Raw genomic sequence first — 22,912 nt, forward strand, 5'->3', positions numbered from 1 at the left:
CATCGGGTGGCGGCTGACGCCCTATCCGGCCTGGGGATCGTACGGTCTTTTCAGGCCGGACATTATCGGAGCAGGAGGAAGGTCATGAGTAAACTACTGGATCGCTTTCGCTACTTTAAGCAGAAAGGCGAGAGCTTTGCCAACGGCCACGGTCAGGTGTACAACACCAACCGCGACTGGGAAGACAGCTACCGTCAGCGCTGGCAGTTCGACAAAATCGTCCGCTCAACGCACGGCGTGAACTGCACAGGCTCCTGCAGCTGGAAAATTTACGTCAAAAACGGGCTGGTCACCTGGGAAACTCAGCAAACGGACTACCCCCGCACCCGCCCGGACCTGCCCAACCACGAACCCCGCGGCTGCCCGCGCGGCGCAAGCTACTCCTGGTACCTCTACAGCGCTAACCGCCTGAAGTATCCGCTGGCGCGCAAGCGGCTGATTGCCCTATGGCGCGAAGCGCTGGCTCAGCACCCGGACCCGGTGCAGGCGTGGGACAGCATCATGCAGGACCCGGTCAAAACCCTCAGCTACAAGCAGGTACGCGGCAAAGGCGGGTTTATCCGTTCAAGCTGGAAGGAGCTGAACCAGCTGATTGCCGCCGCCAACGTCTGGACCATCAAAAACTACGGCCCGGACCGCGTGGCGGGCTTTTCGCCGATCCCGGCGATGTCGATGGTCTCTTACGCCGCCGGCACCCGGTATCTGTCGCTGCTCGGCGGCACCTGCCTGAGCTTCTACGACTGGTACTGCGACCTTCCCCCCGCCTCGCCAATGACCTGGGGCGAGCAGACCGACGTTCCCGAGTCCGCCGACTGGTACAACTCCAGCTATATTATCGCCTGGGGCTCCAACGTCCCGCAGACCCGAACCCCGGACGCCCACTTCTTTACGGAAGTGCGCTACAAGGGCACCAAAACCATCGCGATTACCCCGGACTTTTCGGAGGTAGCCAAGCTCAGCGACCAGTGGCTGGCGCCGAAACAGGGTACCGATAGCGCGCTGGCCATGGCGATGGGCCACGCGATCCTCAAAACGTTTCACCTTGATAACCCGAGCGATTATTTCCTCAACTACTGCCGCACCTACACCGATATGCCGATGCTGGTGATGCTTGAGCGTCGCGAGGAGGGTTTCTACGTTCCCGGCAGGATGGTCCGCGCCGCCGATCTGGTTGACGATTTGGGCGAAAGCAATAACCCGGAGTGGAAAACCGTCGCCTATAACAGCGCTGGTGAACTGGTGGCGCCCAACGGTTCGATTGGCTTCCGCTGGGGAGAGAAAGGCAAATGGAACCTTGAACAGCAGGCCGCCGGGCAAGCCATTGAACTCAAACTATCGCTGCTGGATAGCCGTGACGACGTGGTGACGGTGGGCTTTCCCTACTTCGGCGGCAACGAAAACCCGCACTTTCGCAGCATCAAGCAGGATCCGGTGACGCTGCATCAGCTGCCGGTTAAGCAGCTCCCGCTGGCCAACGGTGAATCCGGCCTGGTGGTTAGCGTCTACGATCTGATTCTCGCCAACTACGGACTCGATCGCGGTTTAGACGATCCCAACGCCGCGCAGGACTTCAGCGAGATGAAAGCCTATACCCCGGCGTGGGCCGAACAGATTACCGGCGTCCCGCGCCAGCACATCGAGCAGATCGCCCGTGAATTTGCCGATACCGCGCATAAAACCCACGGACGGTCGATGATTATCCTCGGCGCCGGCGTCAACCACTGGTACCACATGGATATGAACTACCGGGGGATGATCAATATGCTGGTGTTCTGCGGCTGCGTCGGCCAGAGCGGCGGCGGCTGGTCGCACTATGTCGGCCAGGAGAAGCTGCGTCCGCAAACCGGCTGGCTGCCGCTGGCGTTCGCCCTTGACTGGAATCGTCCGCCGCGCCAGATGAACAGCACCTCCTTTTTTTACAATCACGCCAGCCAGTGGCGCTATGAAAAGCTGACCGCCCGGGAGCTGCTGTCGCCGCTGGCCGATGCCAGCCAATTCAGCGGCCATCTGATCGACTTTAACGTTCGCGCCGAGCGCATGGGCTGGCTGCCCTCCGCGCCGCAGCTGGGCGTCAACCCGCTGACCATCAAGGCGCAGGCCGCCGCGGTCGGACTGACTCCCGCCGACTACACCGCCCGGGCGCTGAAGTCCGGCGAGATCCGCTTCGCCTGCGAACAGCCGGATAACGGCAAAAATCATCCGCGTAATCTGTTTATCTGGCGCTCCAACCTGCTGGGCTCTTCCGGCAAGGGCCACGAGTATATGCTCAAATATCTGCTGGGCACCGACAGCGGTATTCAGGGCGATGAGCTGGGCGCCAGCGATGACGTGAAGCCCGAAGAGGTGGAGTGGCAGACCGCGGCCATCGAAGGCAAGCTCGACCTGCTGGTGACGCTCGATTTCCGCATGTCCAGTACCTGCCTGTTCTCCGATATCGTTCTGCCGACCGCCACCTGGTATGAAAAAGACGATATGAACACCTCGGATATGCATCCGTTTATCCACCCGCTCTCCGCCGCCGTTGACCCGGCATGGGAGGCGAAAAGCGACTGGGAAATTTACAAAGATATCGCCAAAACCTTCTCCGAGGTCTGCGTCGGCCACCTCGATAAAGAGACCGACGTTGTGCTGGTGCCGCTGCAGCACGACTCCCCGGCGGAGCTGTCGCAGCCCTTCGACGTGCTGGACTGGCGGAAAGGGGAATGCGAGCTGACGCCGGGTAAAACCGCGCCGTCGATTGCCGTCGTTGAGCGCGATTATCCGGCGACGTATGAGCGCTTTACCTCCCTCGGGCCGCTGCTCGACAAACTGGGCAACGGCGGTAAAGGCATCACCTGGAACACCCAGAACGAGGTCGACTTCCTCGGCAAGCTTAACTACGTCAAGCTGGACGGCCCGGCCAAAGGTCGTCCGCGCATCGACAGCGCCATTGACGCCTCGGAAGTGATCCTCGCCCTCGCCCCGGAAACCAATGGCCAGGTGGCGGTCAAAGCCTGGCAAGCGCTCGGCGAGTTTACCGGCCGCGAGCATACGCACCTGGCGCTGAATAAAGAGGATGAAAAAATTCGCTTCCGCGATATCCAGGCCCAGCCGCGTAAAATTATCTCCAGCCCGACCTGGTCCGGCCTCGAGAGCGAGCATGTTTCCTACAACGCCGGCTATACCAACGTCCACGAGCTGATCCCCTGGCGCACCCTTTCCGGCCGCCAGCAGCTATATCAGGATCACCCCTGGATGCGCGCCTTTGGCGAAAGCCTGGTGGTTTATCGTCCGCCCATTGACACCCGCAGCGTCAGCCAGATGAAAGCGATTCCGCCTAACGGCTTCCCGGAAAAAGCGCTCAATTTCCTGACGCCGCACCAGAAATGGGGCATCCACTCCACCTACAGCGAAAACCTGCTGATGCTGACCCTGTCGCGCGGCGGGCCGATCGTGTGGATCAGCGAAACCGACGCTCGCGAGCTGGGTATTGAAGATAACGACTGGATCGAGGCCTTCAACGCCAACGGCGCGCTCACCGCCCGCGCGGTGGTCAGCCAGCGCGTACCGCCGGGGATGACCATGATGTACCACGCGCAGGAGCGCCTGATGAATATTCCGGGCTCGGAAGTCACCGGACGGCGCGGCGGGATCCATAACTCGGTCACCCGCGTGTGCCCGAAACCGACCCATATGATTGGCGGCTACGCCCAGCTGGCTTACGGTTTCAACTACTACGGCACCGTCGGCTCCAACCGCGACGAGTTCATCATGATCCGCAAAATGAAAAATATTGACTGGCTGGATGACGAAGGTCGCGATGGGGTACAGGAGGCGAAAAAATGAAAATACGTTCACAGGTCGGTATGGTTCTCAATCTCGATAAATGCATCGGCTGCCACACCTGCTCCGTCACCTGTAAAAACGTCTGGACCGGACGCGAAGGGATGGAATACGCCTGGTTTAACAACGTCGAAACCAAACCGGGCATTGGCTATCCGAAAAACTGGGAAGATCAGGAGGTGTGGGAAGGCGGCTGGGTGCGCGATGTTAATGGCAAAATACGCCCGCGTCTGGGCGGCAAAATGGGCGTCATCACCAAAATTTTCGCCAATCCGGTGATACCGCAGATCGACGACTACTATGAACCCTTTACCTTTGATTACCAGCATCTGCACAACGCGCCGGAGGGAAAACACCTGCCCACCGCCCGTCCGCGTTCGCTTATCGACGGCAAGCGGATGGATAAAATCATCTGGGGCCCCAACTGGGAAGAGCTGCTCGGCGGCGAGTTTGAAAAGCGCGCCCGCGACCGAAACTTCGACAAGATTCAGAAGGAGATGTACGGCCAGTTTGAAAATACCTTCATGATGTATCTGCCGCGCCTGTGCGAGCACTGCCTGAACCCGAGCTGCGTCGCCACCTGCCCCAGCGGCGCCATCTACAAGCGTGAAGAAGACGGCATCGTGCTGATCGACCAGGACAAATGCCGCGGCTGGCGCCTGTGCATCAGCGGCTGCCCGTACAAGAAAATCTACTTCAACTGGAAAAGCGGCAAATCGGAGAAGTGCATCTTCTGCTACCCGCGTATCGAGTCCGGACAGCCCACCGTCTGTTCAGAAACCTGCGTGGGACGTATCCGCTACCTCGGCGTGCTGTTGTACGACGCAGACCGCATTGAAGAGGCCGCCAGCACCGAGCGCGAAACAGACCTCTACGAGCGGCAGTGCGAGGTGTTCCTCAACCCCCACGACCCGGCGGTGATTGAAGAAGCGCTGAAACAGGGGATTCCACAAAACGTGATTGATGCCGCCCAGCGCTCGCCGGTGTACAAAATGGCGATGGACTGGAAGCTGGCGCTGCCGCTGCATCCGGAATACCGCACCCTGCCAATGGTCTGGTACGTGCCGCCGCTGTCGCCGATTCAGTCCTACGCCGACGCCGGCGGTCTGCCGAAAAGCGACGGCGTGCTTCCGGCCATCGAAAGCCTGCGCATTCCGGTGCAGTATCTCGCCAATATGCTCAGCGCGGGCGATACCGGCCCGGTACTGCGCGCGCTGAAGCGCATGATGGCGATGCGTCACTACATGCGCTCGCAAACGGTGGAAGGCGTCACCGATACTCGCGCCATCGAGGAGGTGGGCCTGAGCGTTGAGCAGGTCGAGGAGATGTACCGTTATCTGGCGATCGCCAACTACGAGGACCGCTTCGTGATCCCGACCAGCCACCGCGAAATGGCGCGCGACGCCTTCCCCGAGCGCAACGGCTGCGGCTTTACCTTCGGCGACGGCTGCCACGGCTCCGACACCAAATTCAACCTGTTCAACAGTAGCCGCATTGACGCCATCAACATCACCGAAGTACGCGATAAAGCGGAGGGGGAATAATGCAAATCCTCAAAGCGATCGGCCTGCTGATGGAGTATCCGGATGAGTTTCTTTGGCAGTGCAAGGACGAGGTGCTGAGCATGGTGCGTCACGACGCCCCTGTGCTCAACGACTTCGCCGCGGAGATGCTGAATGCCCCGCTGCTGGACAAGCAGGCCGAATGGTGCGAAGTGTTCGACCGGGGCCGCGCTACGTCGCTGCTGCTGTTTGAACATGTGCACGCCGAGTCTCGCGACCGCGGTCAGGCAATGGTCGACCTGCTCGCTCAGTATGAAAAGGCGGGCCTGGTGCTCAACTGTCGCGAGCTTCCCGACCACCTGCCGCTGTATCTGGAATACCTCAGCATCCTGCCGGAAAACGAAGCGCGCGAAGGTCTGCAAAACGTCGCGCCGATTCTGGCGCTGCTGGGCGGGCGGCTGAAGCAGCGCGGTGTCCCCTGGTATCAGCTGTTTGACGCCCTGCTGAGCCTCGGCGGGATCCCGCTATCAAGTGACAGTGTCACTCAACAGGTCAACAACGAGTCCCGCGATGACACCCGGCAGGCGCTGGATGCGGTCTGGGAAGAAGAACAGGTGAAATTTATCGAAGACAACGCCACGGCCTGTGACAGCTCACCGTTACAGCAATATCAACGACGCTTTAGCCAGGACGTGGCGCCGCAGTACGTCGACGTCAGCGCGGGAGGCCCGAAATGATACAGTATCTGAACGTCTTTTTTTACGACATCTACCCCTACATCTGCGCGACGGTCTTTTTTCTCGGCAGCTGGCTGCGCTATGACTACGGCCAGTACACCTGGCGCGCCTCCTCCAGCCAGATGCTGGATAAACGCGGGATGGTGATCTGGTCGAATCTGTTCCATATCGGCATACTCGGCATTTTCTTTGGCCATCTGTTCGGCATGTTAACGCCGCACTGGATGTATGCCTGGTTTTTACCCATTGCGGTCAAGCAGCAGATGGCGATGGTGCTCGGCGGCGTCTGCGGCGTCCTGACGCTGATTGGCGGCGCCGGTTTGCTCTGGCGTCGTCTGACCAACCAGCGCGTTCGCGCCACCTCGACCGCGCCGGATATCATCATCATGAGCATTCTGCTGATTCAGTGCCTGCTCGGGCTGAGCACCATCCCTTTCTCGGCGCAGTATCCGGACGGCAGTGAAATGATGAAGCTGGTGGGCTGGGCGCAGGGCATCGTCACCTTCCGCGGCGGCTCGTCAGAAATGCTCAGCGGCGTGGCCTTTGTTTTCCGCGTGCATCTGGTGCTGGGGATGACGATTTTCCTGCTGTTCCCGTTCACCCGGCTGGTTCACGTCTGGAGCGCGCCGTTTGAATATTTCACCCGCCGCTACCAGGTGGTACGTTCAAGACGCTGAGCAAAATCCGTAATCATCCCGGGTCGCGGCAAAAACGCCTAACCCGGGCGACAGGATCGCTCCGTAGCCCGGCTAAGCGTAGCGCAAGCCGGGTAACATCCCCGTTTGACAGTCACCCCTTATCCAGCCAACGGTTCCTGTACGATATTTATTTTCCGGCCTCGGGATGGGTATCAAACGCCGCCATCACCGCCGCCAGCTCCGCTTCGCTAAAGCCGTATTTGGCATCATCCACGCCGAGGCCAAAACGCGTTTGCAGCGCCTCATACAGCGCCGGAACGTCCGCTAAATCGAGCTTTTCGACGACGTGGTTTTTATCCCAATGGGTAAAGTGGAAATTGGTCAGCGTCATTTTGCCGCCGTCCGGTAAGTGGCGGCACATCAGCAGATGATGGCGGAAGTGCGACTGCGGCCAGTGCGCCGACCAGAAGTTGCCCATCACATAGTCGGAAGCGTACTGGCGACCTAAATCAAAATGGTACATCGACTGCCAGTGGCCGTGATGGCTGAACTGCAGCGCCCACTCTTCTCCTTCGTAAATCAGGCGATATTCGCCGTGCGGGGTGGATTGTTCTATATCCGCCAGCAGCTTAATCGGCGCGGTCAGCGTCTGGCCGCCGAAACCAACGTCGGCAATCCAGCGTTCCCCCTCCACCTCCACCAGCAGCAGCCGATGGGTACGCGGCGGCATATGCGGCGGATTGGCCAGCACCACGCGTCCCAGAAGGCTGCGCACGGTAAAGCCGATCTCGCGCAGCGCTCTCTCCAGCAGGCCGTTTTGCTCGAAGCAGTAGCCGCCGCGACGACCGTGAATCAGCTTCTCTTCGAGGGTGCGATCGTCGAGATGTATCTCTCTGGGCAGCAGCACATCCAGATTTTCAAAGGGGATCGCGCCGTTATGGTGAATATGCAGTTCGCGCAGGGTGTGAAGTGAAACGTCCGGGGTGCCCGTCCAGCCCAGACGAGAAAAATAGGCGCTTAAAAAGGGACTCATCAATGCCTCCAGCAATCGGTGTCCGACATTTATAGCCTGTTTTTCTCGCCTGACCAGCTATTTTGTGCGATCGTATTTATCCGCGCGTGCCCCGCTGCATCAGCGCCAGCGCGCAGAGCATCAGCCCCAGACCGGTAAAGAGCGTCAGCGATGCCATTGCCATTCCCTCTCCCGCCGAGCCCTGCTCAAACTGGCGCCAGATAAACACCGAGACGGTTTGCGTCCCGGCCGGCGCAAGCAGCAACGAGGTCACCAGCTCGCGGGAGGCAACGGCGAACACCATCAGCATCGCCGCCAGCAGCGCGGGAAAGACCAGCGGCAGAACGATCAGTCGCAGCGCCTGCAGTGCCGTTGCGCCGTACACCCGCGCCGCGGGTTCGAGATTATTGCCAAGCTGACGCAGCGCGCTGCTGACGTAGCGCACCGGCCAGGGCAGCAGCAGACAGCAGTAGGAAAGCAGCAGCATAAACCAGGTATTGTAGGGGGACACCGGCCAGAACGGCTGGTTCCACAGCAGAATCAGCCCGACGCCCACCACCACGCCCGGCAGCGCCGCCGGCAGCAGCGATAGCGCATCAACAAAGGCGCTCCCCTTCATTTTTTGCACCACAACCAGCCAGGCGGCGAGCAGCCCCACCAGGCCGACAACCCCTGCCGAAGCCAGCGCCAGCGAAAGGCTGGTTGCCAGTGCCGACAGCGCGTCGCCCTGCTGAGCAAACAGCGCGGCAAAATGGCGAAGGGTAACGTTGTCAGCGTGGATACCGCCCGACAGCGTGCTCATCAGGCTGGTCAGCACCATAGACGCGCCCGGCATCACCACCGCCAGCCCCCCGACGCCCGCCATCGCTAGCACCGCCGGAAGCGTCAGCCAGCCCAACTCCGCCCCGCTATTCTCTCCCGGCTTGCCGGTGACGCTGGTGACCTCTTTATCGCCGGTCAGCCGTTTTTGCAGCCACCAGGCCAGCAGCGCCACCGCGATCAGCAGCAGCGAAAGCAGCGACGCGCCGGGCAGATCGACAGGCCAGTCGGCGAGCTTTTTCTCAATGCCTACGGTCAGCATGACCAGCCCCGCCCGCGACCCCAGGGCCGCCGGAACGCCGTACTCTTCAATGGCCAGGGTAAACGCCAGCAGCATCCCCGCCGCCAGAGCCGGAGAAAGCATCGGCAGCGTGATGTGCCAGAACGCTCGCCAGGCGCTGGCGCCGTGCACCCGGGCGACAATCGCCAGCCGCTGACCGCTGGCCAACAGGCTGCGCGAGACGGCGAAGTAGACCACCGGAAAGATATTGAGGGTCATCACCAGCACGATCCCGATGCGGCTAAAAAGCAGATCGTTAAGATCCCAGCCGGTCAGCTGCTGGAGATAGCCATGACTTTGCAGCATCAGCATCCACGACAGCGCGGCAATATAGGGCGGCGTCAGAAACGGGATCAGAAAGAGCAGATCCCACAGCCGCGGCAGCGGGATAGTAAACAATCCCCGCAAGACGCCCAGCGGTAGACCGATGACCACGCTCATCAGCGCCACGCCGCAGGCCACCCACAGGGTACCGCCGAGCATCGTCGGCAGCTGCGGGTCGGCAATCAGCGTTGATACGCCGCTAAACGCGCCGCCCAGCGAACCGGCGCTAAAGTGGGGAAAAATTGCCTGGAGGACAATAAAGAGCAGCGGCAATGCCACCAGCACCAGTAGCGCCGCCAGCGTGCCCGCTGAAATCAGTCTCTGTTTCACGGTATTTTCCTGGATACGATCTTACCCGGCTCGCGCTGCGCTTAGCCGGGCTACGGGGTCACAGCCGTCTGCGGTCCGGTAGCCCCGACAGGCGCGCCAGCGCCGCCTCCGGGGAATGTGCCCGAGCTGATGCCCAGGCGTTGCGTCTTCCCGGCTCGCGCTGCGCTTAGCCAGGCTACGGGTCACAGCCGTCTGCGGTCCGGTAGCCCGGACAGGCGCGCCAGCGCCGCCTCCGGGGAATGTGCCCGAGCCAACTTTCGAAGCCTGGGGGAAAAGTCGGTTTACTGGGCGAAAAGCGTATTAAAGCGGGAAAGTACCGCGCTACGTTCGCTAGTGCCCTCGCCTGCGGTCGGCAATATTTTCAGCTCGTTGAGCAGCGGGCGCTTCGCCGGAACATCGCTGCGGGCGGGCATAAGCCAGGCGTCGGCGACCAGCGCCTGGCCTTCCGGCGACAGCACATAATCAACGAAGGCTTTTGCGTCGTCAGCATGCTGGCTGGTTTTGAGGATCATCATCGGCCGCGGTGCAATGACCGTGCCGCTGGCCGGGAAAATCACCTTTAGCGATTCGCCCTGATGGATATTGCCGTAAGAGACATAATCAACCGCGCCGAATACCGCCGCTTTCGCCCCCTGCATCACCGGCGTTACCGCCTGGGCGTTCGGCCCGCTGACCACCATGCCATTCTTCTTTAACGCATCAAACAGCGCCCAGGCTTTATCGCCCATGCCATTCTGTAACCCGATCAGCAAATCCAGCGACGCGCCGGAAAGTGCCGGGTCCGGCGTCGTCACTTTGTCTTTGAACGCCGCTTCGGTCAGGTCGCGCCACTCTTTCGGCTCCGGGGTGCCGCTTTTGGTATTCCAGACGATCCCCAGGGCCGAAATACCCTGAGCAACGTAATCGGCGGATTTCAGGTTCGCCGGGACCTTATCGGCATTGGCACTCTGATACGGCAGCAGCCAGCCGCGGTGATGCAAATCTTCCGCCGTATCCCACGAGGCGGAAATCAGCACATCCGCCTGCGGGTTAGCCTGCTCGGCCTCGAGACGCGCCATCACCTTACCGGTGGTGGCCTGGAAAATATTTACCTTAACGCCGGTTTTCTTCTCATAGCCGCTGGCAAGGCTTTTCGCCAGCGAGCCCGGCCCGGCGGTGTAGACGGTGAGCGCCTGGGCGCTGGAGATCGTGGTGGCGGACAACATCATCGCGAGCGCGGCTCCTTTGGTAACGGTGATAACGGTTTTCATACGGATTCCCCTGAGGTTGAAGTCACGTCGCGGACGGCGGCAATGCAGCCCGCAGATAAATGAATAATTTTGTCGGCCAGCAGTTCGGCTTCGCGACGGTCGTGGGTGACGTAGACGGCAGTGATGCCCAGCTGGCGCAGCAGGCGGCTCATTTCGAGGCACAGCGACTCGCGCAGCTCGCTGTCGAGATTGGAGAGCGGCTCATCGAACAGCAGCACGCGCGGTTCTGCGACGATGGCGCGGGCCAGCGCAACGCGCTGCTGCTGACCGCCGGAAAGGCCCGACGGTTTGCGGTCGGCGAAGCCGCTGAGACCGACCATCGCCAGCGCCTCCTCGACCCGTTGCTGTCGCTGCTGACGCCCGACGCCGCGCATACGCAGCGGGAAAGCCACGTTCTGCGCCGCCGTCATGTGCGGCCACAGGGCGTAATCCTGAAAGACCATGCCGAGATCGCGCTGCTCCGGCGGCAAGCCCCAGCCGGTTTTCGCCACCAGGCGATCGCCAAAGTGAATGCTGCCGCTGGCGGGTACGGTTAATCCGGCGAGCAGGCGCAGCAGCGTGCTTTTACCGCAGCCAGAAGGCCCCAGCAGCGCAACAATGCTGCCCGCATCGATATGCAGATCAATCTGATTAAGCACGGTGTGGGCGCCGAAGGCGAAAGAAACGCCGTCGAGTTTAATGCTGGTAAGCGCGCGCATTATCGCCCTCCCGTCGGGAAAGCGAGGCTCTGCCCGCGGTCAACATCCGCCGGCGCGCGCTCACCTGAGACAAATTCAGGGGAGCTAACATATTGTTATCCTCTTTGGGACTTAGTGACGCCGACTATAGGGACCCTCGATGACGTATTGATTACATTTTCATTGCGGATTAACGTGTTGTCTGGCATCAGACCCATTTACCAAGGAACGCATATGAGCCGTTTTCGCCACGTGGAACTTCAGTACGCCAGTCGCCTGCTCAACCATGGCCCAACAATTTTGATAACCAGCTATGACGCCCACTCTCAACGCCGTAACGTCATGGCCGCCGCTTGGTCGATGCCAGTGGAGTTCGCTCCGCCGAGGCTGGCCATCGTGGTAGATAAAAGCGCCTGGACGCGGGAAATTATTGAGCGCAACGGCGCATTTGGCATCGTCGTTCCCGGCGTCGAGGCCGCCAGTTGGACCTACGCGGTCGGCAGCATCAGCGGACGCGATGAGGATAAATTTAACGCTTACGGCATCCCGGTCGTGCAAGGTCCGGAGCTGGGCTTGCCGCTGATTGAAGAGAAGTGTCTTGCATGGATGGAGTGCCGACTGCTGCCGGCAACGGCGGCTCAGGAGCAGTACGATACGCTGTTTGGCGAAGTGGTTTCCGCCGCCGCCGATGAGCGCGCGTTCGTCAGCGGACGCTGGCAGTTCGACGACGATAAGATCAATACCCTCCATCATCTCGGCACCGGCAACTTTGTTGCCAGCGGCCGCCACGTCCGCGCCAATACCCCGGAAGAATAGCCCCCGCTCGCCTCCGGGGCAATTCTTCACCACCCTGCGCGTCTCTCCCGGGGGCGGCGCACAGCGCCTTGCCCGGGCTACCGGACCGCAGACCGCTGAGGGCGCGTAGCCCGGACAGATGCGCAGCATCGCCTCCGGGAGGTGAACTAGCGCAGCAAACGCCGCCGGTCTTCGCTGGGCGTCAGGCCAAAGACCTTTTTATATAAGGTGGTAAAGTGGTTGCTGTTGGCAAAACCGCATAAATAAGCCACTTCGGTAATCGTCATATCGGTCTCGCGTAATTTGACGCGCGCCGAAACTAAGCGCAGACGCTTTAAATAATTATCCGGCGTCAATCCCGTCGCCTCTTTAATATGGCGAAAAGCGGTCCGCGTGGTCAGGTGGAATTTCTCCGCCAGCTGCGGCCAGTTATGTTCTTCAAAACAGTGCTCCTGTAGCCAGGTCAGCAATTTATGCAGCTTATATTTGGTGGTGCTATATTCGGCTTCGGTTTCCGCATGCAGAATCGTCGTCACCAGCTGGAAAAAGGCGGCTTCGCGCAGGGCAATATTTTGCCCCCGCCGCAGCTCGGCAGAAAATATTTTATCTACCAGTTCCTTGCAGATATGGCGGGTATCCGGCGCCAGCCAGCCGTAGCAGGAAGCCTTTCGTGCGGAGAACGTCTGCAATAAGGTGTCGAGAGGCTGTAAATAATGAAATTCTACCAGTGGGTTAATTAATACGTTAATTAACTTAAGCGTTCCCAGCTCATCATAATAGTGAACATCGCCCGGCTGAACGTAAAAAACGTCGCCCTGCTGTATATATAATGGCCGGCCATTAATAACGTGTAAGCCGTGTCCTTCTTCAACGATCACCAGTTCAGCAAACTCGTGACTATGTTCATGGCTATTATCTTCCGGATCGCTGGCGTACATTCCCAGCTTATCCTGCGGATGGGTGAAATAATACTCAACGGTTAGCATCATCGATCGGGTCCAAAACGGCATACGGCGCAGGGGCAAGATAATGCATTTAACCGGCCGCCACGAGCAAGATTTATGGAATTGTGATCGGCGACCCGCTCATCTCATTATCAGTGCCATTTTGCCAGATGCATTGGCATTGCCAGAGTGGTTGCCGCGGGCGGCGGCGTCTTATGCTGCGGACAAATCAACACAGAGGACGCAGTATGTCACAGTCAATTCAGCATAATTCTCAGGTCATGATGACCCGCCACCCGAAATTTTTACGTACCGCCGAGGCGCTCCGGCCCGCGCTGAGTCGTCAGGCACACCCGCCGATCGCGGTAGTCGAAGCCCACGCCGACGCCGCGGCGCTCTTCGGCTGGCGAGCCGAGCCGGTGAGCACCCTGGCCGCGTTTTACCAGCGCGAGTTGAGCAGCGGCGATAGCGTCATTATTGATTTTGGCAGCCACTACGTTGGCTACCTGCATTTTCTCTGCCAGAGCGCCGGGAGTCCGCCGGACGCTCCGGCCCATCTGCAGTTGACCTTCGGCGAAACGCTGAGCGAAGTGTGCGAACCGTTCAGCGACTATCAGGGCTGGCTCAGCAGTAGCTGGCTGCAGCAGCAGGATCTGTGGCTTGATGTCCTGCCCGCCGAAATTGACCTGCCGCGCCGCTACTGCTTCCGCTATCTGAAGGTGGAGGTCAAAGCCGTTTCGCGCAAGTTTCGCCTGCAGTTCACCCAGATTGAGGTTAACGCGGTCACCTCGGCCAGCGGTGCATGCCCGGCGGCGACAACCTCCGACCCGCAGCTCCGGACCATCGATAACGTTGCCGTGCTGACCCTGCAAAACTGCATGCAGGAAGTGTTTGAAGATGGCCCCAAACGCGACCGCCGCCTGTGGCTCGGCGATTTACGTCTGCAGGCGCTGGTCAACGATGTCACCTTCGCACGCCACGATCTGGTGCGCCGCTGCCTGTACCTTTTTGCCGGGCATACTCGCGAGGACGGCATGGTATCGGCCAACGTGTTCGTGCAGCCGGATGTCATTGCGGACGATACCTTTCTTTTTGATTATTCATTGTTTTTTGTCGACGTCCTCTACAACTATCTGCAAAGCGCGGAGGATATGGCCACGGCCCGCGAGCTGTGGCCCACGGCGCGTCGTCAGGTAGAACTGGCGCTGACCCGCTGCGACGCCTCCGGCGTTGTGCGCGATAGCGACGACTGGTGGGTGTTTATCGACTGGCAGGCGTCGCTGAATAAACAGGCGGCGGCGCAGGGGGTACTGATTTACTGCCTGCAGCGCGCTATCTGGCTGGCGGAGCGTTTCGAACCTGAACAGGCCGCAAGCTATCGCCAGCGTTTACAGCAGCTCAAAGCGGCGGCCCTCGATGCGTTATGGGACCCGCAGCAGGGCTTTTACGTCAGCGGCGCCCGGCGGCAGGTCTCCTGGGCATCGCAAATCTGGCTGGTGCTGGCGGAAGTCGGCACGCCGCAGCAACGCCGGGAGATCATGCGCAACCTGGAGAAAAATCCCCCCGCGGTCGCCATGAACACACCCTACCTGCGTCATCACTATATCGCCGCCCTTCTGCAGTGCGGGCTGCGCGACGAGGCAATTGCGCAGATCAAAGCCTACTGGGGAGCCATGGTCGACTACGGCGCCGATACCTTCTGGGAAATCTTCGACCCGGCGCATCCTGATTTTTCCCCTTATGGCAGCAAACTGATAAACAGTTATTGCCATGCGTGGAGCTGCACCCCGGCCTGGTTTATTCGCCAGTACGGACTTTAACAACAACGATAAGCGAGTGTATTTTTATGGCAGAAACAACCTTTACCCTGTGGCGGCAGCGCCTTGGCTATGGCATCGCCGACCTCTCCTGCAATCTCGTGTGGCAGATGATCTCTCTTTATCTGATGTTCTTTTACACCGACGTGATGGGCCTGCCCGCCTATTACGTTGGCCTGATGTTTCTCGTGACGCGTCTGGTGGATGGCGTTGCCGACGTGCTGATGGGGCTGGTTATCGACAATACCGCCACCCGCTGGGGACGCTGTCGTCCGTATCTGCTTATTGGCGCGATCCCCTTCGGATTGCTGTGTATTCTGGCCTTCTACGTGCCGGATTTCGGCACCACCGGTAAGCTGATCTACGCTTTTGTCACCTATCTGTGCCTGTCGTTTCTCTATACCATCGTCAACATTCCGTTCTGCGCCATGCTGCCGTTTCTGACGAACGACTCGCGGGAACGCACCACGCTGTCGGCGGTGCGTATTCTGCTCGGTTCGCTCGGCGCGACCATCGTCGCGGTCGCCACTCTGCCGCTGGTTGGCGCGCTGGGGAAAGGCAATCAGCAGCACGGCTTCTTCTACACGGCGGTGGTTTTCGGCGTTATTGCCACCTTCTTCCTGCTGGTGAGCTTCCGGAACGTTAAGGAAAATATCAGCATTACGCAGGAGCGCATGACCTTAAAACGCGCCTGGGTCAGCCTGCGCGCCAACCGGCCGTGGTTCGTCTTCGCCATCAATATTTTCCTGATGTGGGGCGCGTTTTTCTTCCAGACCGGGGCGCTGGTCTACTTTTTCCATTATTACGTCGGCAATAACGATCTCACGGCGATCGTCGCCGGGATCTCTACCTTCGTGCCTCTGCTGGGTACCCTCACCGTGCCGCTGCTCGCCAGCCGGATGAAAAAGCGCCACGTTTATCTGGTCGCCAGCGCGATCAACCTGGTCGGCATGGGCATGATGATGGCGGCAGGCGTTAACAGCTGGGGCCTGGTTGCCGGTGCGGTGGTGCTATCGCTTGGCGCCGGACAGCGCACGGCAATTTACTTCTCCATGCAGGCCGATCCGGTGGATTACGGGGTGTGGAAAACCGGCATCAATACCGCCGGCATCTTAACCTCTATCAACGGCTTTCTTGGCAAAGTGGCTATGGCGGGCGCGGGCGCTATTACCGGGGTACTGCTCTCATCCGGCGGCTATATCGCCAATCATGCCCAAAGCGACGGCGCGATGCTGGCGATAAAAGCCTGCTACCTCTATATCCCGGCGCTGCTGATTGTCGCCTCAATGCTGTGGATTGGCCGCTTCTATCGCCTCGACGACCAGTATGAACAGATCCGCGCCGACCTTGATGCCGGACGCCGCGCGCCGTCGGACTCGTCGTCAGTCGCCGGAGAAAACCACGCCCTGTAAGGCGCAGCACACCCTTCATACCTCTGAAAAAAATAAGGATTAATATGCGTATCTCTTTGATTAGCGCGGCGGTTTGCTGCGCCCTTTTTTCGGCTTACGGCGCAAATGCGGCTCCGCTCACCGTCGAACAACGGCTGGCGCTGCTGGAGGCCCGGCTTAATCATGCGGAGCAGGAGGCCGGAGAGGCTAAACGTCGGGCGCAGCAGGCGGAGCTGCGCACCAGCGCGGCAGAACAGCGTGCGGCGGCGGCGGAAAAACAGGTGCAGACGTTAAGCCAGCGCACCGATGCCACGGAGCAAAAGCAGCAGGCTGCCGACAAACAGCTGGCGAAAACCCGCCTTACCGACGGCTTTGAATTTAACGCCTACGCCCGCTCCGGAATGCTGGTCAACAGCCACGGCAAAGGCGCGCGCGGCGGCCCGGGGATCTCGCCGGCCAGTTCGCTCAACGGTGACGCCCACGTTGGCCGTCTCGGTAATGAGAAAGATAACTACGTGGAGCTCAGCTTCGGCAAAAAAATGACCTTCAGCGACGGGTCGTGGGCGCACTTTAAAACCATGCTTGCCGACGGCGCGACCAACCCGGATCCGTGGGTGCAGGATAACGACAGCCACCATCTGAACGTGCGCCAGCTGTACGTCGAGATGGGTAATTTCGCCGATTTTTCCGGGCCGTTCAGGAGCGCCTCCATCTGGGCGGGCAAGCGTTTCGACCGCGATAACTTCGATATCCACTTTACCGATAGCGATATTATGTTCCTCGGCGGTACAGGCGGCGGGATCAATGACGTCAACTGGAACAGTACGCTGCGCGGCGATTACTCGGTCTATGCGCGCAGCTTTGGCGATCTGGGCAGCGATAACTATCAGGATAACGATATACAAAACCTGATGTTTACCGCCAACCACTTCTGGAACAACTGGCAGCTGATGACCACGGCGATGACCGCCCAGGGTAACGATGACCTGAAAGATACGACGTCGACGACCGGCAGCTACGCCCTGCGCAGCGATAATACGGCGAAAAACGGCTACTACGCGATGCTGGCGTATCACGACAAGCAGCGGTTTTATGGCCTGGCGCCGGGCGTATCGGAGAGCGCCCTGCAGTACGGCGGCGGGCTGGGCGCCGAAGCGCGGCAGCCGGGCAGCGACGGCGATCTTACCGAAAACGCCAAATCTCTGCGCTTTGCGTCATACGGTATTTTGCCGCTGGGGAAAAACTGGCAGCTTGCGCCATCGGTTATCGCCCAGCATAGCGAAGACCGCTATCGCGACGGGGACCGCTACGATTGGGCAACCTTCAACCTGCGGGTTTCCCAGGGGATCACCCGCAACTTCGCCCTGCTGTACGAGGCGTCCTGGCAATATATGGACCTGAATCCCAACGGCCGAACCTATCGCTACGACAGCGGCGTGCATCAATACCAGGCGGTGAGCGGCGATTTTTACAAGCTGACCTTCGCCCCGACGTTTAAAGTGGGCGATGTATTGGATATTAAAGCGCGGCCGGAGATACGTTTCTTTGTTACGTGGATGAACTGGGATAAAGATCTGGATCGCTACGCGATCAACGATGATTTCGGCAGTAAAGGCTTTACCGCCGGCGGAAACTGGAACTTTGGCGTGCAGACGGAGATTTGGTTTTAATAAAATAGCCCGTCCGGAGCAAACGCCTGGGCGGGTTTATTTAAATACGCGTTCTTACTTTGTCACTATGCTAGTTCAGTATAAAGTACATTAAACTAATAAAATAAAAACCATAAAATATGAGCGCTCTATTTCTCGACTTCTGTCAAAATAGAATCATTGGTTTCCATACGTAATACTCTCCTTTTTAAAGGCGCTGGTTACGAAATGGGGCAAACTCTGTCATTTTCCTTGCGAAGGATAACGTTTCAAATAACCTTCAACAAGTTGATAATCAATGGATTGCCCTGAAGCAATAAAAGCAGCTTCCTGGATGCACCGGTTGGATGACGTCGTTTCGTTTCCCAGCTTTTAACCAGCTCATAGCTAACGCCAACGGCGGCGGCGAAGTCCTGCTGTTTTAAACCTGTGGCTTCGCGTATCGCTTTCACATCAACTTCGCTGAAGGTATGAACGTGGTGCACCTTCGGCGTTTGTTCACCCTTCTCAATCCTGACCATTTCTTCTGCACTAGCCAGCAGATCGGCAAACAATTCGTCTTTCATACACACCTCAGTTGGCTCTCTGGCGCTATCAATGTATCGATCATTAATAGCTCAGCCTCACTTCATGTTTATTGGCTAGTTTAATAACTCAGCAACCTGCCTTAACATCTTTTTCTGCTCCTGGCTTAACTCATCCTGTTCATTTTTAGGATAGATGAGCGCCAGGTAGATTCTTCCCTTTATCGTTACATTATAGTAAATCACCCGCACGCCGCCGCGCTTTCCCGTTCCGGGACGACTCCAGCGGATTTTACGAAAACCTCCGGTTCCCGAAATGGTGTCACCTGCCTCAGGATCATTGATCAGGATTTCCTGGAAGGCCCGAAATTCATCATCCGGTAACAGCGCCTGGCGTCGTTTACTGAAACCTTGTAGTTCAATAAAAGTAAACATCTCATTCCCTGATGTCCTTACGACTTATCAGACAAAATACATGTACAGGGTACATTAATCAAGGGGTTTTATGTACCCTGTACATGGTGACGCGTTTACCCATGACAAGATGCATCGCTCATGACTTCGCTTCAGTGCCCCCCCGCCCGGGGGCGGCGCAGAGCGCCTGCCCGGGCTACCGGACTGCAAACCGCCGGGAACGCGTAGCCCGGACAGATGCGCAGCATCGCCTCCGGGAAAGAAACCGGGTTACATGCTATAGCCCGGTTTCTTAATCAACTGTTCCATCTGCGGGGCGATTTCGCTGTCCCACACCTGCTGCCAGTCGCTCGGCTCAACCTGCTTCAGGGCCACGCTCACTGAACTCTCTTTGCTGTTGAGGTGGCGAATCAACACCTCGGTAATATCGGCGGCCAGCGCCGCTTTTTGTTCATCATTCAGGTCGCGGGGAAAACATTTAATATCAACGTGCGGCATAGCAGGCTCCTTTATTGTCTGGACGATAAAACTAGCATAACCCGCGTCATCCGGATCGCTTTTTGTGCTTTAAATCAGCTCGTTGCGGCGCAGAACGGCTTCGAGTTTGGGATGGCGATACACCGCATCCGCCACGGCGAAGAATTTTGGCGTCTGCGCCGCAAACCACTCCCGGCGCGGGCCCCAGGCGCACATCGCCGCAATATAGCAGTCCAGCAGGGTTATCTCCGTCCCCAGCGCATACGGCGCGGCGGCAAGCTGCTCCTCCAGCCATAGATAGAGCGATTTGCGATAGCTGATGCAGCTTTCCCGCAGCTGTTCTGGCGCATCGGCGGCCCAGCGCTCCGGGTAATCCGCAAAGGTAAAGGTGGGATAGACGTTCGCCACCAGCCAGATGAGCAGACGCTGAAAGGCATGCCGCTGCGGCGATCCCGGCGCCGGAGCCAGATCCGGTCGAACGTCGAGGATCATCAGGGCAATCGCCGCGGATTCGGTCATCACGCTGCCGTCTGCAAGCGTCAGGGTCGGCACCTGACACAGCGGGTTTATCTTTTTGAGGCGGTCGCGCTGCGGGCCCGGCTGGTCAAAGCCCTCAACGTTAACAAAATGGTACGGGATATCGGCCAGCGTCAGCATCAGTTCGCTAATTGTTGAGCCCCAGCCGGGTACGCCATAGACGGTGATCATATTCTGCGCCCTCGATGAATTTGCCGCTCAGGAACAGAGCGGCGACGGGTTTAGCAATTTTGCAGTATAGATTTGATTACGCCATGCCGCTATTGAGGCCCCCTCGCACATGCGAAACGGCAGAGCTACGCCGACTCGCGCGCCACCAGGTGAAAGCCGATATCAATAATCGCTTCCCCTTCTTCTCCGCCTTCTATGCGGTCGGCAAGCAGCGTGGCCGCCTGCTCGCCGATGGCATGACGGTCGACGCTGACGGTGGTGATGGCCGGGCGGTTGCTGGCGGCGAAGTCCAGATCGCCAAAACCGATCACCGCCAGATCCTGCGGCACGCGCAGCCCCCGGCTTTCGGCTTCCATAATCGCCCCCTGGGCAAGGGTATCGGAGCTGCAGACGATAACGTCAAACTCGCCGCCGGCGAGCAGCTCGGCCAGCCCGCGACGCCCCAGCGCCAGCGATGCCGGAAGCGGCACCTCGACCTGCGGCGCATCGTCAATGCCGTTTTTGGCCAGCCGGGCGCGGAGCCCCTGCTTTCGCAACGTCGCGCGCGCATCGCCAGCCCACAGCAGACCCGGGCAGCGGTAGCCTTTTTCCAGTAGGTACTCGCCAATGGTTTCGCCGACTTTTTCATGCGAAAAACCGACCAGCATATCCAGCGGCGTCGGGGTGAGATCCCAGATTTCCACCACCGGCGTGGCGGCGTTGAGGATCGTCTTCTTCAGCGCCGGGGCGTGCTGAATGCCGGTCAATACCACGCCATCCGGACGCCGGGAGAGTAAGGTTGCTACCAGCTCGGCTTCGGTCTGTCGGCTGTAGCCCGCCACGCACAGCAGCATATGGTAGCCGCGCGCCGCCAGGGTATCGCTCAGCGCCTGGATGGTATCGACAAACATATTGTTATTGATTTGCGGCACCACCACGGCCACCAGCTTGCTGCGCCTGGAGGCCAGGCCGCCGGCCAGCGCGTTAGGGATATAGCCCGTTGCCTGCACCGCCTGCATTACTTTCTCGACCGTTTTTGGCCTCACCAGCTGCGGCGTATTCAGCGCCCGGCTGACCGTCATCGACGACAATCCGGCGCTACGGGCTACGTCATCCAGCGTCGGCGCGCGCGTCGGTTTTCTGCTTTTCACGACTAAGCCCCTGTGTTGAGTCGTTTTCTGTGGCCATTATTGATGATGGCCCGCGCAATTGCCAGCGCTCACCTCGACATCCCCAATAGAATCAAATACCTGAAACACAAAATGTTATCGCTATCATTTTTATTTGTGATTTTTCACAAACCTTTTTGGATCGTGACCTGCGCTGCATAATTTTACCCTTTATAACCGCTAATTGTGATCGTTTGTACAAATTAAAATCACTGTCGTAGCGCCAGGACAATTTCAGGATTAAAAATGTTAGCGCAAACATTTTATCACTAAAAAGGAACTGACTATGACCTCGAGCGCTAATTCCGAGTCCGTGACCTACGCCAAAGCTTCCGGCGTCAAAACCGCCGCTGAAACCGGCGACCGCATTGAACACGTCAAACTGTCGCTGGCCTTTCTGCCGCTGGCGACCCCCGTTAGCGATGCAAAGGTTCTGACCGGTCGGCAAAAACCGCTTACCGAAGTGGCGATCATCATCGCGGAAATCCGCTCCCGGGACGGCTTTGAAGGCGTTGGCTTCAGCTATTCCAAGCGTGCGGGCGGCCAGGGCATTTACGCCCACGCCAAAGAGATCGCCGATAATCTGCTCGGCGAAGATCCGAACGATATCGACAAGATCTACACCAAACTGCTGTGGGCCGGCGCATCCGTTGGCCGCAGCGGTATGGCGGTACAGGCCATCTCCCCTCTTGATATTGCGTTGTGGGATATGAAAGCCAAACGCGCCGGACTACCGCTGGCGAAACTGCTCGGCGCGCACCGCGATTCCGTTCAGTGCTACAACACCTCCGGCGGCTTCCTGCATACGCCGCTGGATCAGGTGTTAAAAAACGTGGCTATCTCCCGTGAGAACGGAATTGGCGGGATTAAGCTGAAGGTCGGTCAGCCGAATACCGCCGAAGATATTCGTCGCCTGACGGCGGTGCGTGAGGTGCTGGGCGATGACTTCCCGCTGATGGTGGACGCCAACCAGCAGTGGGATCGCGAAACCGCCATCCGCATGGGGCGCAAAATGGAGCAGTTCAATCTGATCTGGATTGAAGAGCCCCTTGACGCCTACGATGTTGAAGGCCACGCGCAGCTCGCCGCCGCGCTGGATACGCCGATTGCCACCGGCGAGATGCTGACCAGCTTCCGCGAACATGAGCAGCTTATCCTCGGCAACGCCAGCGACTTTGTCCAGCCGGATGCGCCGCGCGTCGGCGGGATCTCCCCGTTCCTGAAGATTATGGATCTGGCGGCGAAGCACGGTCGCAAGCTGGCCCCGCACTTTGCGATGGAGGTACACCTGCATCTCGCCGCCGCCTACCCGCTCGAGCCGTGGCTGGAGCACTTCGAGTGGCTGAACCCGCTGTTTAACGAACAGCTGGAGCTGCGCGACGGGCGGATGTGGGTTTCCGAACGCCACGGTCTGGGCTTTACCCTGAGCGAACAGGCCCGCCGCTGGACCCAGCAAAGCTGCGAGTTTGGTAAACGCCCTTAACCGAATTCCCCGGATGGCGGCGTAAGGGCTACAGGCCCCTTAACCCGGGCAAGGCGCGTCAAGCGCCGCCCCCGGGAGAATATCGCGTTTTCCCGGAGGCGATGCGGCGCATCTGTCCGGGCTACCGGTCCGCAGATGACTGAAAACCTGTAGCCCTGCCGGGGAAATACC

Annotated in this window: 19 protein-coding genes; 9 read left to right on the plus strand and 10 right to left on the minus strand. The window is 59.1% G+C overall.

Annotated features, from left to right (window positions below):
• The first annotated feature begins 84 nt into the window (after window positions 1-84).
• From SIK97_RS06420 to narI, 4 genes are read left to right on the plus strand one after another with little or no spacing between them, the layout of a single operon-like run.
• Window positions 85-3,825, plus strand: a complete 3,741-nt coding sequence (locus SIK97_RS06420; RefSeq protein WP_057174134.1) for a nitrate reductase subunit alpha — start codon at window positions 85-87, stop codon at window positions 3,823-3,825.
• On the plus strand, window positions 3,822-5,366 hold the full coding sequence (gene narH / locus SIK97_RS06425; protein ID WP_004101903.1) for a nitrate reductase subunit beta: 1,545 nt from the start codon (window positions 3,822-3,824) through the stop codon (window positions 5,364-5,366). Before SIK97_RS06420 ends, narH begins: the two co-directional genes overlap by 4 nt.
• Window positions 5,366-6,061 carry a nitrate reductase molybdenum cofactor assembly chaperone gene (gene narW / locus SIK97_RS06430; RefSeq protein ID WP_014229273.1) on the plus strand — a complete coding sequence of 232 codons (696 nt, stop codon included), beginning with the start codon at window positions 5,366-5,368 and terminating at the stop codon, window positions 6,059-6,061. The genes narH and narW overlap by 1 nt, the downstream gene beginning before the upstream one ends.
• Entirely contained in the window at window positions 6,058-6,738 is a 681-nt protein-coding gene (gene narI / locus SIK97_RS06435; RefSeq protein ID WP_014838419.1) for a respiratory nitrate reductase subunit gamma, read from the plus strand. The genes narW and narI overlap by 4 nt, the downstream gene beginning before the upstream one ends.
• A gap of 148 nt (window positions 6,739-6,886) precedes the next feature.
• On the opposite strand, the gene nhoA is transcribed toward narI, so the two are convergent.
• From nhoA to SIK97_RS06455, 4 genes are all read right to left on the minus strand, one after another.
• Window positions 6,887-7,732 (minus strand): N-hydroxyarylamine O-acetyltransferase, encoded by an 846-nt coding sequence (gene nhoA, locus SIK97_RS06440; protein ID WP_014229271.1) that lies wholly within the window; start codon window positions 7,730-7,732, stop codon window positions 6,887-6,889.
• Between the two features lie 76 nt (window positions 7,733-7,808).
• A complete protein-coding gene (locus SIK97_RS06445; RefSeq protein WP_057174135.1) occupies window positions 7,809-9,464 on the minus strand; it encodes an ABC transporter permease in 1,656 nt (551 codons plus the stop codon).
• Between the two features lie 281 nt (window positions 9,465-9,745).
• Window positions 9,746-10,714 (minus strand): ABC transporter substrate-binding protein, encoded by a 969-nt coding sequence (locus SIK97_RS06450; protein ID WP_057174136.1) that lies wholly within the window; start codon window positions 10,712-10,714, stop codon window positions 9,746-9,748.
• Window positions 10,711-11,415 (minus strand): ABC transporter ATP-binding protein, encoded by a 705-nt coding sequence (locus SIK97_RS06455; protein ID WP_025107867.1) that lies wholly within the window; start codon window positions 11,413-11,415, stop codon window positions 10,711-10,713. The genes SIK97_RS06450 and SIK97_RS06455 overlap by 4 nt, the downstream gene beginning before the upstream one ends.
• A gap of 210 nt (window positions 11,416-11,625) precedes the next feature.
• Here SIK97_RS06455 and SIK97_RS06460 point away from each other — a divergent pair, with 210 nt between their 5' ends.
• Window positions 11,626-12,207, plus strand: coding sequence for a flavin reductase family protein (locus tag SIK97_RS06460; RefSeq protein ID WP_004850682.1), 582 nt, complete (start codon window positions 11,626-11,628; stop codon window positions 12,205-12,207).
• A 146-nt stretch (window positions 12,208-12,353) separates the two neighbouring features.
• Here the strand turns inward: SIK97_RS06460 and SIK97_RS06465 are convergent, their stop codons facing one another.
• Complete coding sequence (locus tag SIK97_RS06465; RefSeq protein ID WP_014229266.1) at window positions 12,354-13,175, minus strand: helix-turn-helix domain-containing protein; 822 nt, start codon at window positions 13,173-13,175, stop codon at window positions 12,354-12,356.
• A gap of 203 nt (window positions 13,176-13,378) precedes the next feature.
• Between SIK97_RS06465 and SIK97_RS06470 the strand changes: the two genes are divergently transcribed.
• From SIK97_RS06470 to SIK97_RS06480, 3 genes are read left to right on the plus strand one after another with little or no spacing between them, the layout of a single operon-like run.
• Entirely contained in the window at window positions 13,379-14,950 is a 1,572-nt protein-coding gene (locus SIK97_RS06470) for a family 78 glycoside hydrolase catalytic domain (protein ID WP_057174137.1), read from the plus strand.
• A gap of 26 nt (window positions 14,951-14,976) precedes the next feature.
• Window positions 14,977-16,359 (plus strand): glycoside-pentoside-hexuronide (GPH):cation symporter, encoded by a 1,383-nt coding sequence (locus SIK97_RS06475; protein WP_057174138.1) that lies wholly within the window; start codon window positions 14,977-14,979, stop codon window positions 16,357-16,359.
• A gap of 44 nt (window positions 16,360-16,403) precedes the next feature.
• Window positions 16,404-18,008: a carbohydrate porin gene (locus SIK97_RS06480; protein WP_048263006.1), complete on the plus strand. Its 1,605-nt coding sequence runs from the start codon at window positions 16,404-16,406 to the stop codon at window positions 18,006-18,008.
• A gap of 248 nt (window positions 18,009-18,256) precedes the next feature.
• On the opposite strand, the gene nadS is transcribed toward SIK97_RS06480, so the two are convergent.
• From nadS to SIK97_RS06505, 5 genes are all read right to left on the minus strand, one after another.
• The gene (nadS, locus tag SIK97_RS06485; protein WP_004138143.1) at window positions 18,257-18,553 is read right to left on the minus strand and encodes a NadS family protein; all 297 of its coding nucleotides are present in this window, start codon (window positions 18,551-18,553) and stop codon (window positions 18,257-18,259) included.
• Window positions 18,554-18,628: 75 nt separating this feature from the next.
• Entirely contained in the window at window positions 18,629-18,946 is a 318-nt protein-coding gene (locus SIK97_RS06490) for a type II toxin-antitoxin system RelE/ParE family toxin (RefSeq protein ID WP_014229262.1), read from the minus strand.
• Between the two features lie 249 nt (window positions 18,947-19,195).
• Window positions 19,196-19,423: a tautomerase PptA gene (pptA, locus tag SIK97_RS06495; RefSeq protein WP_004850668.1), complete on the minus strand. Its 228-nt coding sequence runs from the start codon at window positions 19,421-19,423 to the stop codon at window positions 19,196-19,198.
• A 69-nt stretch (window positions 19,424-19,492) separates the two neighbouring features.
• On the minus strand, window positions 19,493-20,110 hold the full coding sequence (locus SIK97_RS06500; protein ID WP_025107871.1) for a glutathione S-transferase family protein: 618 nt from the start codon (window positions 20,108-20,110) through the stop codon (window positions 19,493-19,495).
• 125 nt (window positions 20,111-20,235) lie between these two features.
• Entirely contained in the window at window positions 20,236-21,240 is a 1,005-nt protein-coding gene (locus SIK97_RS06505) for a LacI family DNA-binding transcriptional regulator (protein WP_057174139.1), read from the minus strand.
• Window positions 21,241-21,544: 304 nt separating this feature from the next.
• Between SIK97_RS06505 and SIK97_RS06510 the strand changes: the two genes are divergently transcribed.
• A complete protein-coding gene (locus SIK97_RS06510; RefSeq protein WP_057174140.1) occupies window positions 21,545-22,741 on the plus strand; it encodes an L-talarate/galactarate dehydratase in 1,197 nt (398 codons plus the stop codon).
• Window positions 22,742-22,912 lie beyond the last annotated feature (171 nt).

The sequence above is a fragment of the Klebsiella sp. JN_Kp126 genome, assembly GCF_033843325.1.
Taxonomy (GTDB): Bacteria; Pseudomonadota; Gammaproteobacteria; order Enterobacterales; family Enterobacteriaceae; genus Klebsiella; species Klebsiella michiganensis.

Excerpts from the sequence above, each read along its gene's own strand:
- SIK97_RS06450 (WP_057174136.1), bottom strand. The coding sequence starts at position 10,714 with ATGAAAACCGTTATCACCGTTACCAAAGGAGCCGCGCTCGCGATGATG.
- SIK97_RS06480 (WP_048263006.1), top strand. The coding sequence starts at position 16,404 with ATGCGTATCTCTTTGATTAGCGCGGCGGTTTGCTGCGCCCTTTTTTCG.
- narW (WP_014229273.1), top strand. The coding sequence starts at position 5,366 with ATGCAAATCCTCAAAGCGATCGGCCTGCTGATGGAGTATCCGGATGAG.
- SIK97_RS06470 (WP_057174137.1), top strand. The coding sequence starts at position 13,379 with ATGTCACAGTCAATTCAGCATAATTCTCAGGTCATGATGACCCGCCAC.
- nhoA (WP_014229271.1), bottom strand. The coding sequence starts at position 7,732 with ATGAGTCCCTTTTTAAGCGCCTATTTTTCTCGTCTGGGCTGGACGGGC.
- narH (WP_004101903.1), top strand. The coding sequence starts at position 3,822 with ATGAAAATACGTTCACAGGTCGGTATGGTTCTCAATCTCGATAAATGC.
- SIK97_RS06475 (WP_057174138.1), top strand. The coding sequence starts at position 14,977 with ATGGCAGAAACAACCTTTACCCTGTGGCGGCAGCGCCTTGGCTATGGC.
- SIK97_RS06465 (WP_014229266.1), bottom strand. The coding sequence starts at position 13,175 with ATGATGCTAACCGTTGAGTATTATTTCACCCATCCGCAGGATAAGCTG.
- nadS (WP_004138143.1), bottom strand. The coding sequence starts at position 18,553 with ATGAAAGACGAATTGTTTGCCGATCTGCTGGCTAGTGCAGAAGAAATG.
- SIK97_RS06500 (WP_025107871.1), bottom strand. The coding sequence starts at position 20,110 with ATGATCACCGTCTATGGCGTACCCGGCTGGGGCTCAACAATTAGCGAA.
- SIK97_RS06510 (WP_057174140.1), top strand. The coding sequence starts at position 21,545 with ATGACCTCGAGCGCTAATTCCGAGTCCGTGACCTACGCCAAAGCTTCC.
- SIK97_RS06460 (WP_004850682.1), top strand. The coding sequence starts at position 11,626 with ATGAGCCGTTTTCGCCACGTGGAACTTCAGTACGCCAGTCGCCTGCTC.
- SIK97_RS06490 (WP_014229262.1), bottom strand. The coding sequence starts at position 18,946 with ATGTTTACTTTTATTGAACTACAAGGTTTCAGTAAACGACGCCAGGCG.
- narI (WP_014838419.1), top strand. The coding sequence starts at position 6,058 with ATGATACAGTATCTGAACGTCTTTTTTTACGACATCTACCCCTACATC.
- SIK97_RS06420 (WP_057174134.1), top strand. The coding sequence starts at position 85 with ATGAGTAAACTACTGGATCGCTTTCGCTACTTTAAGCAGAAAGGCGAG.
- pptA (WP_004850668.1), bottom strand. The coding sequence starts at position 19,423 with ATGCCGCACGTTGATATTAAATGTTTTCCCCGCGACCTGAATGATGAA.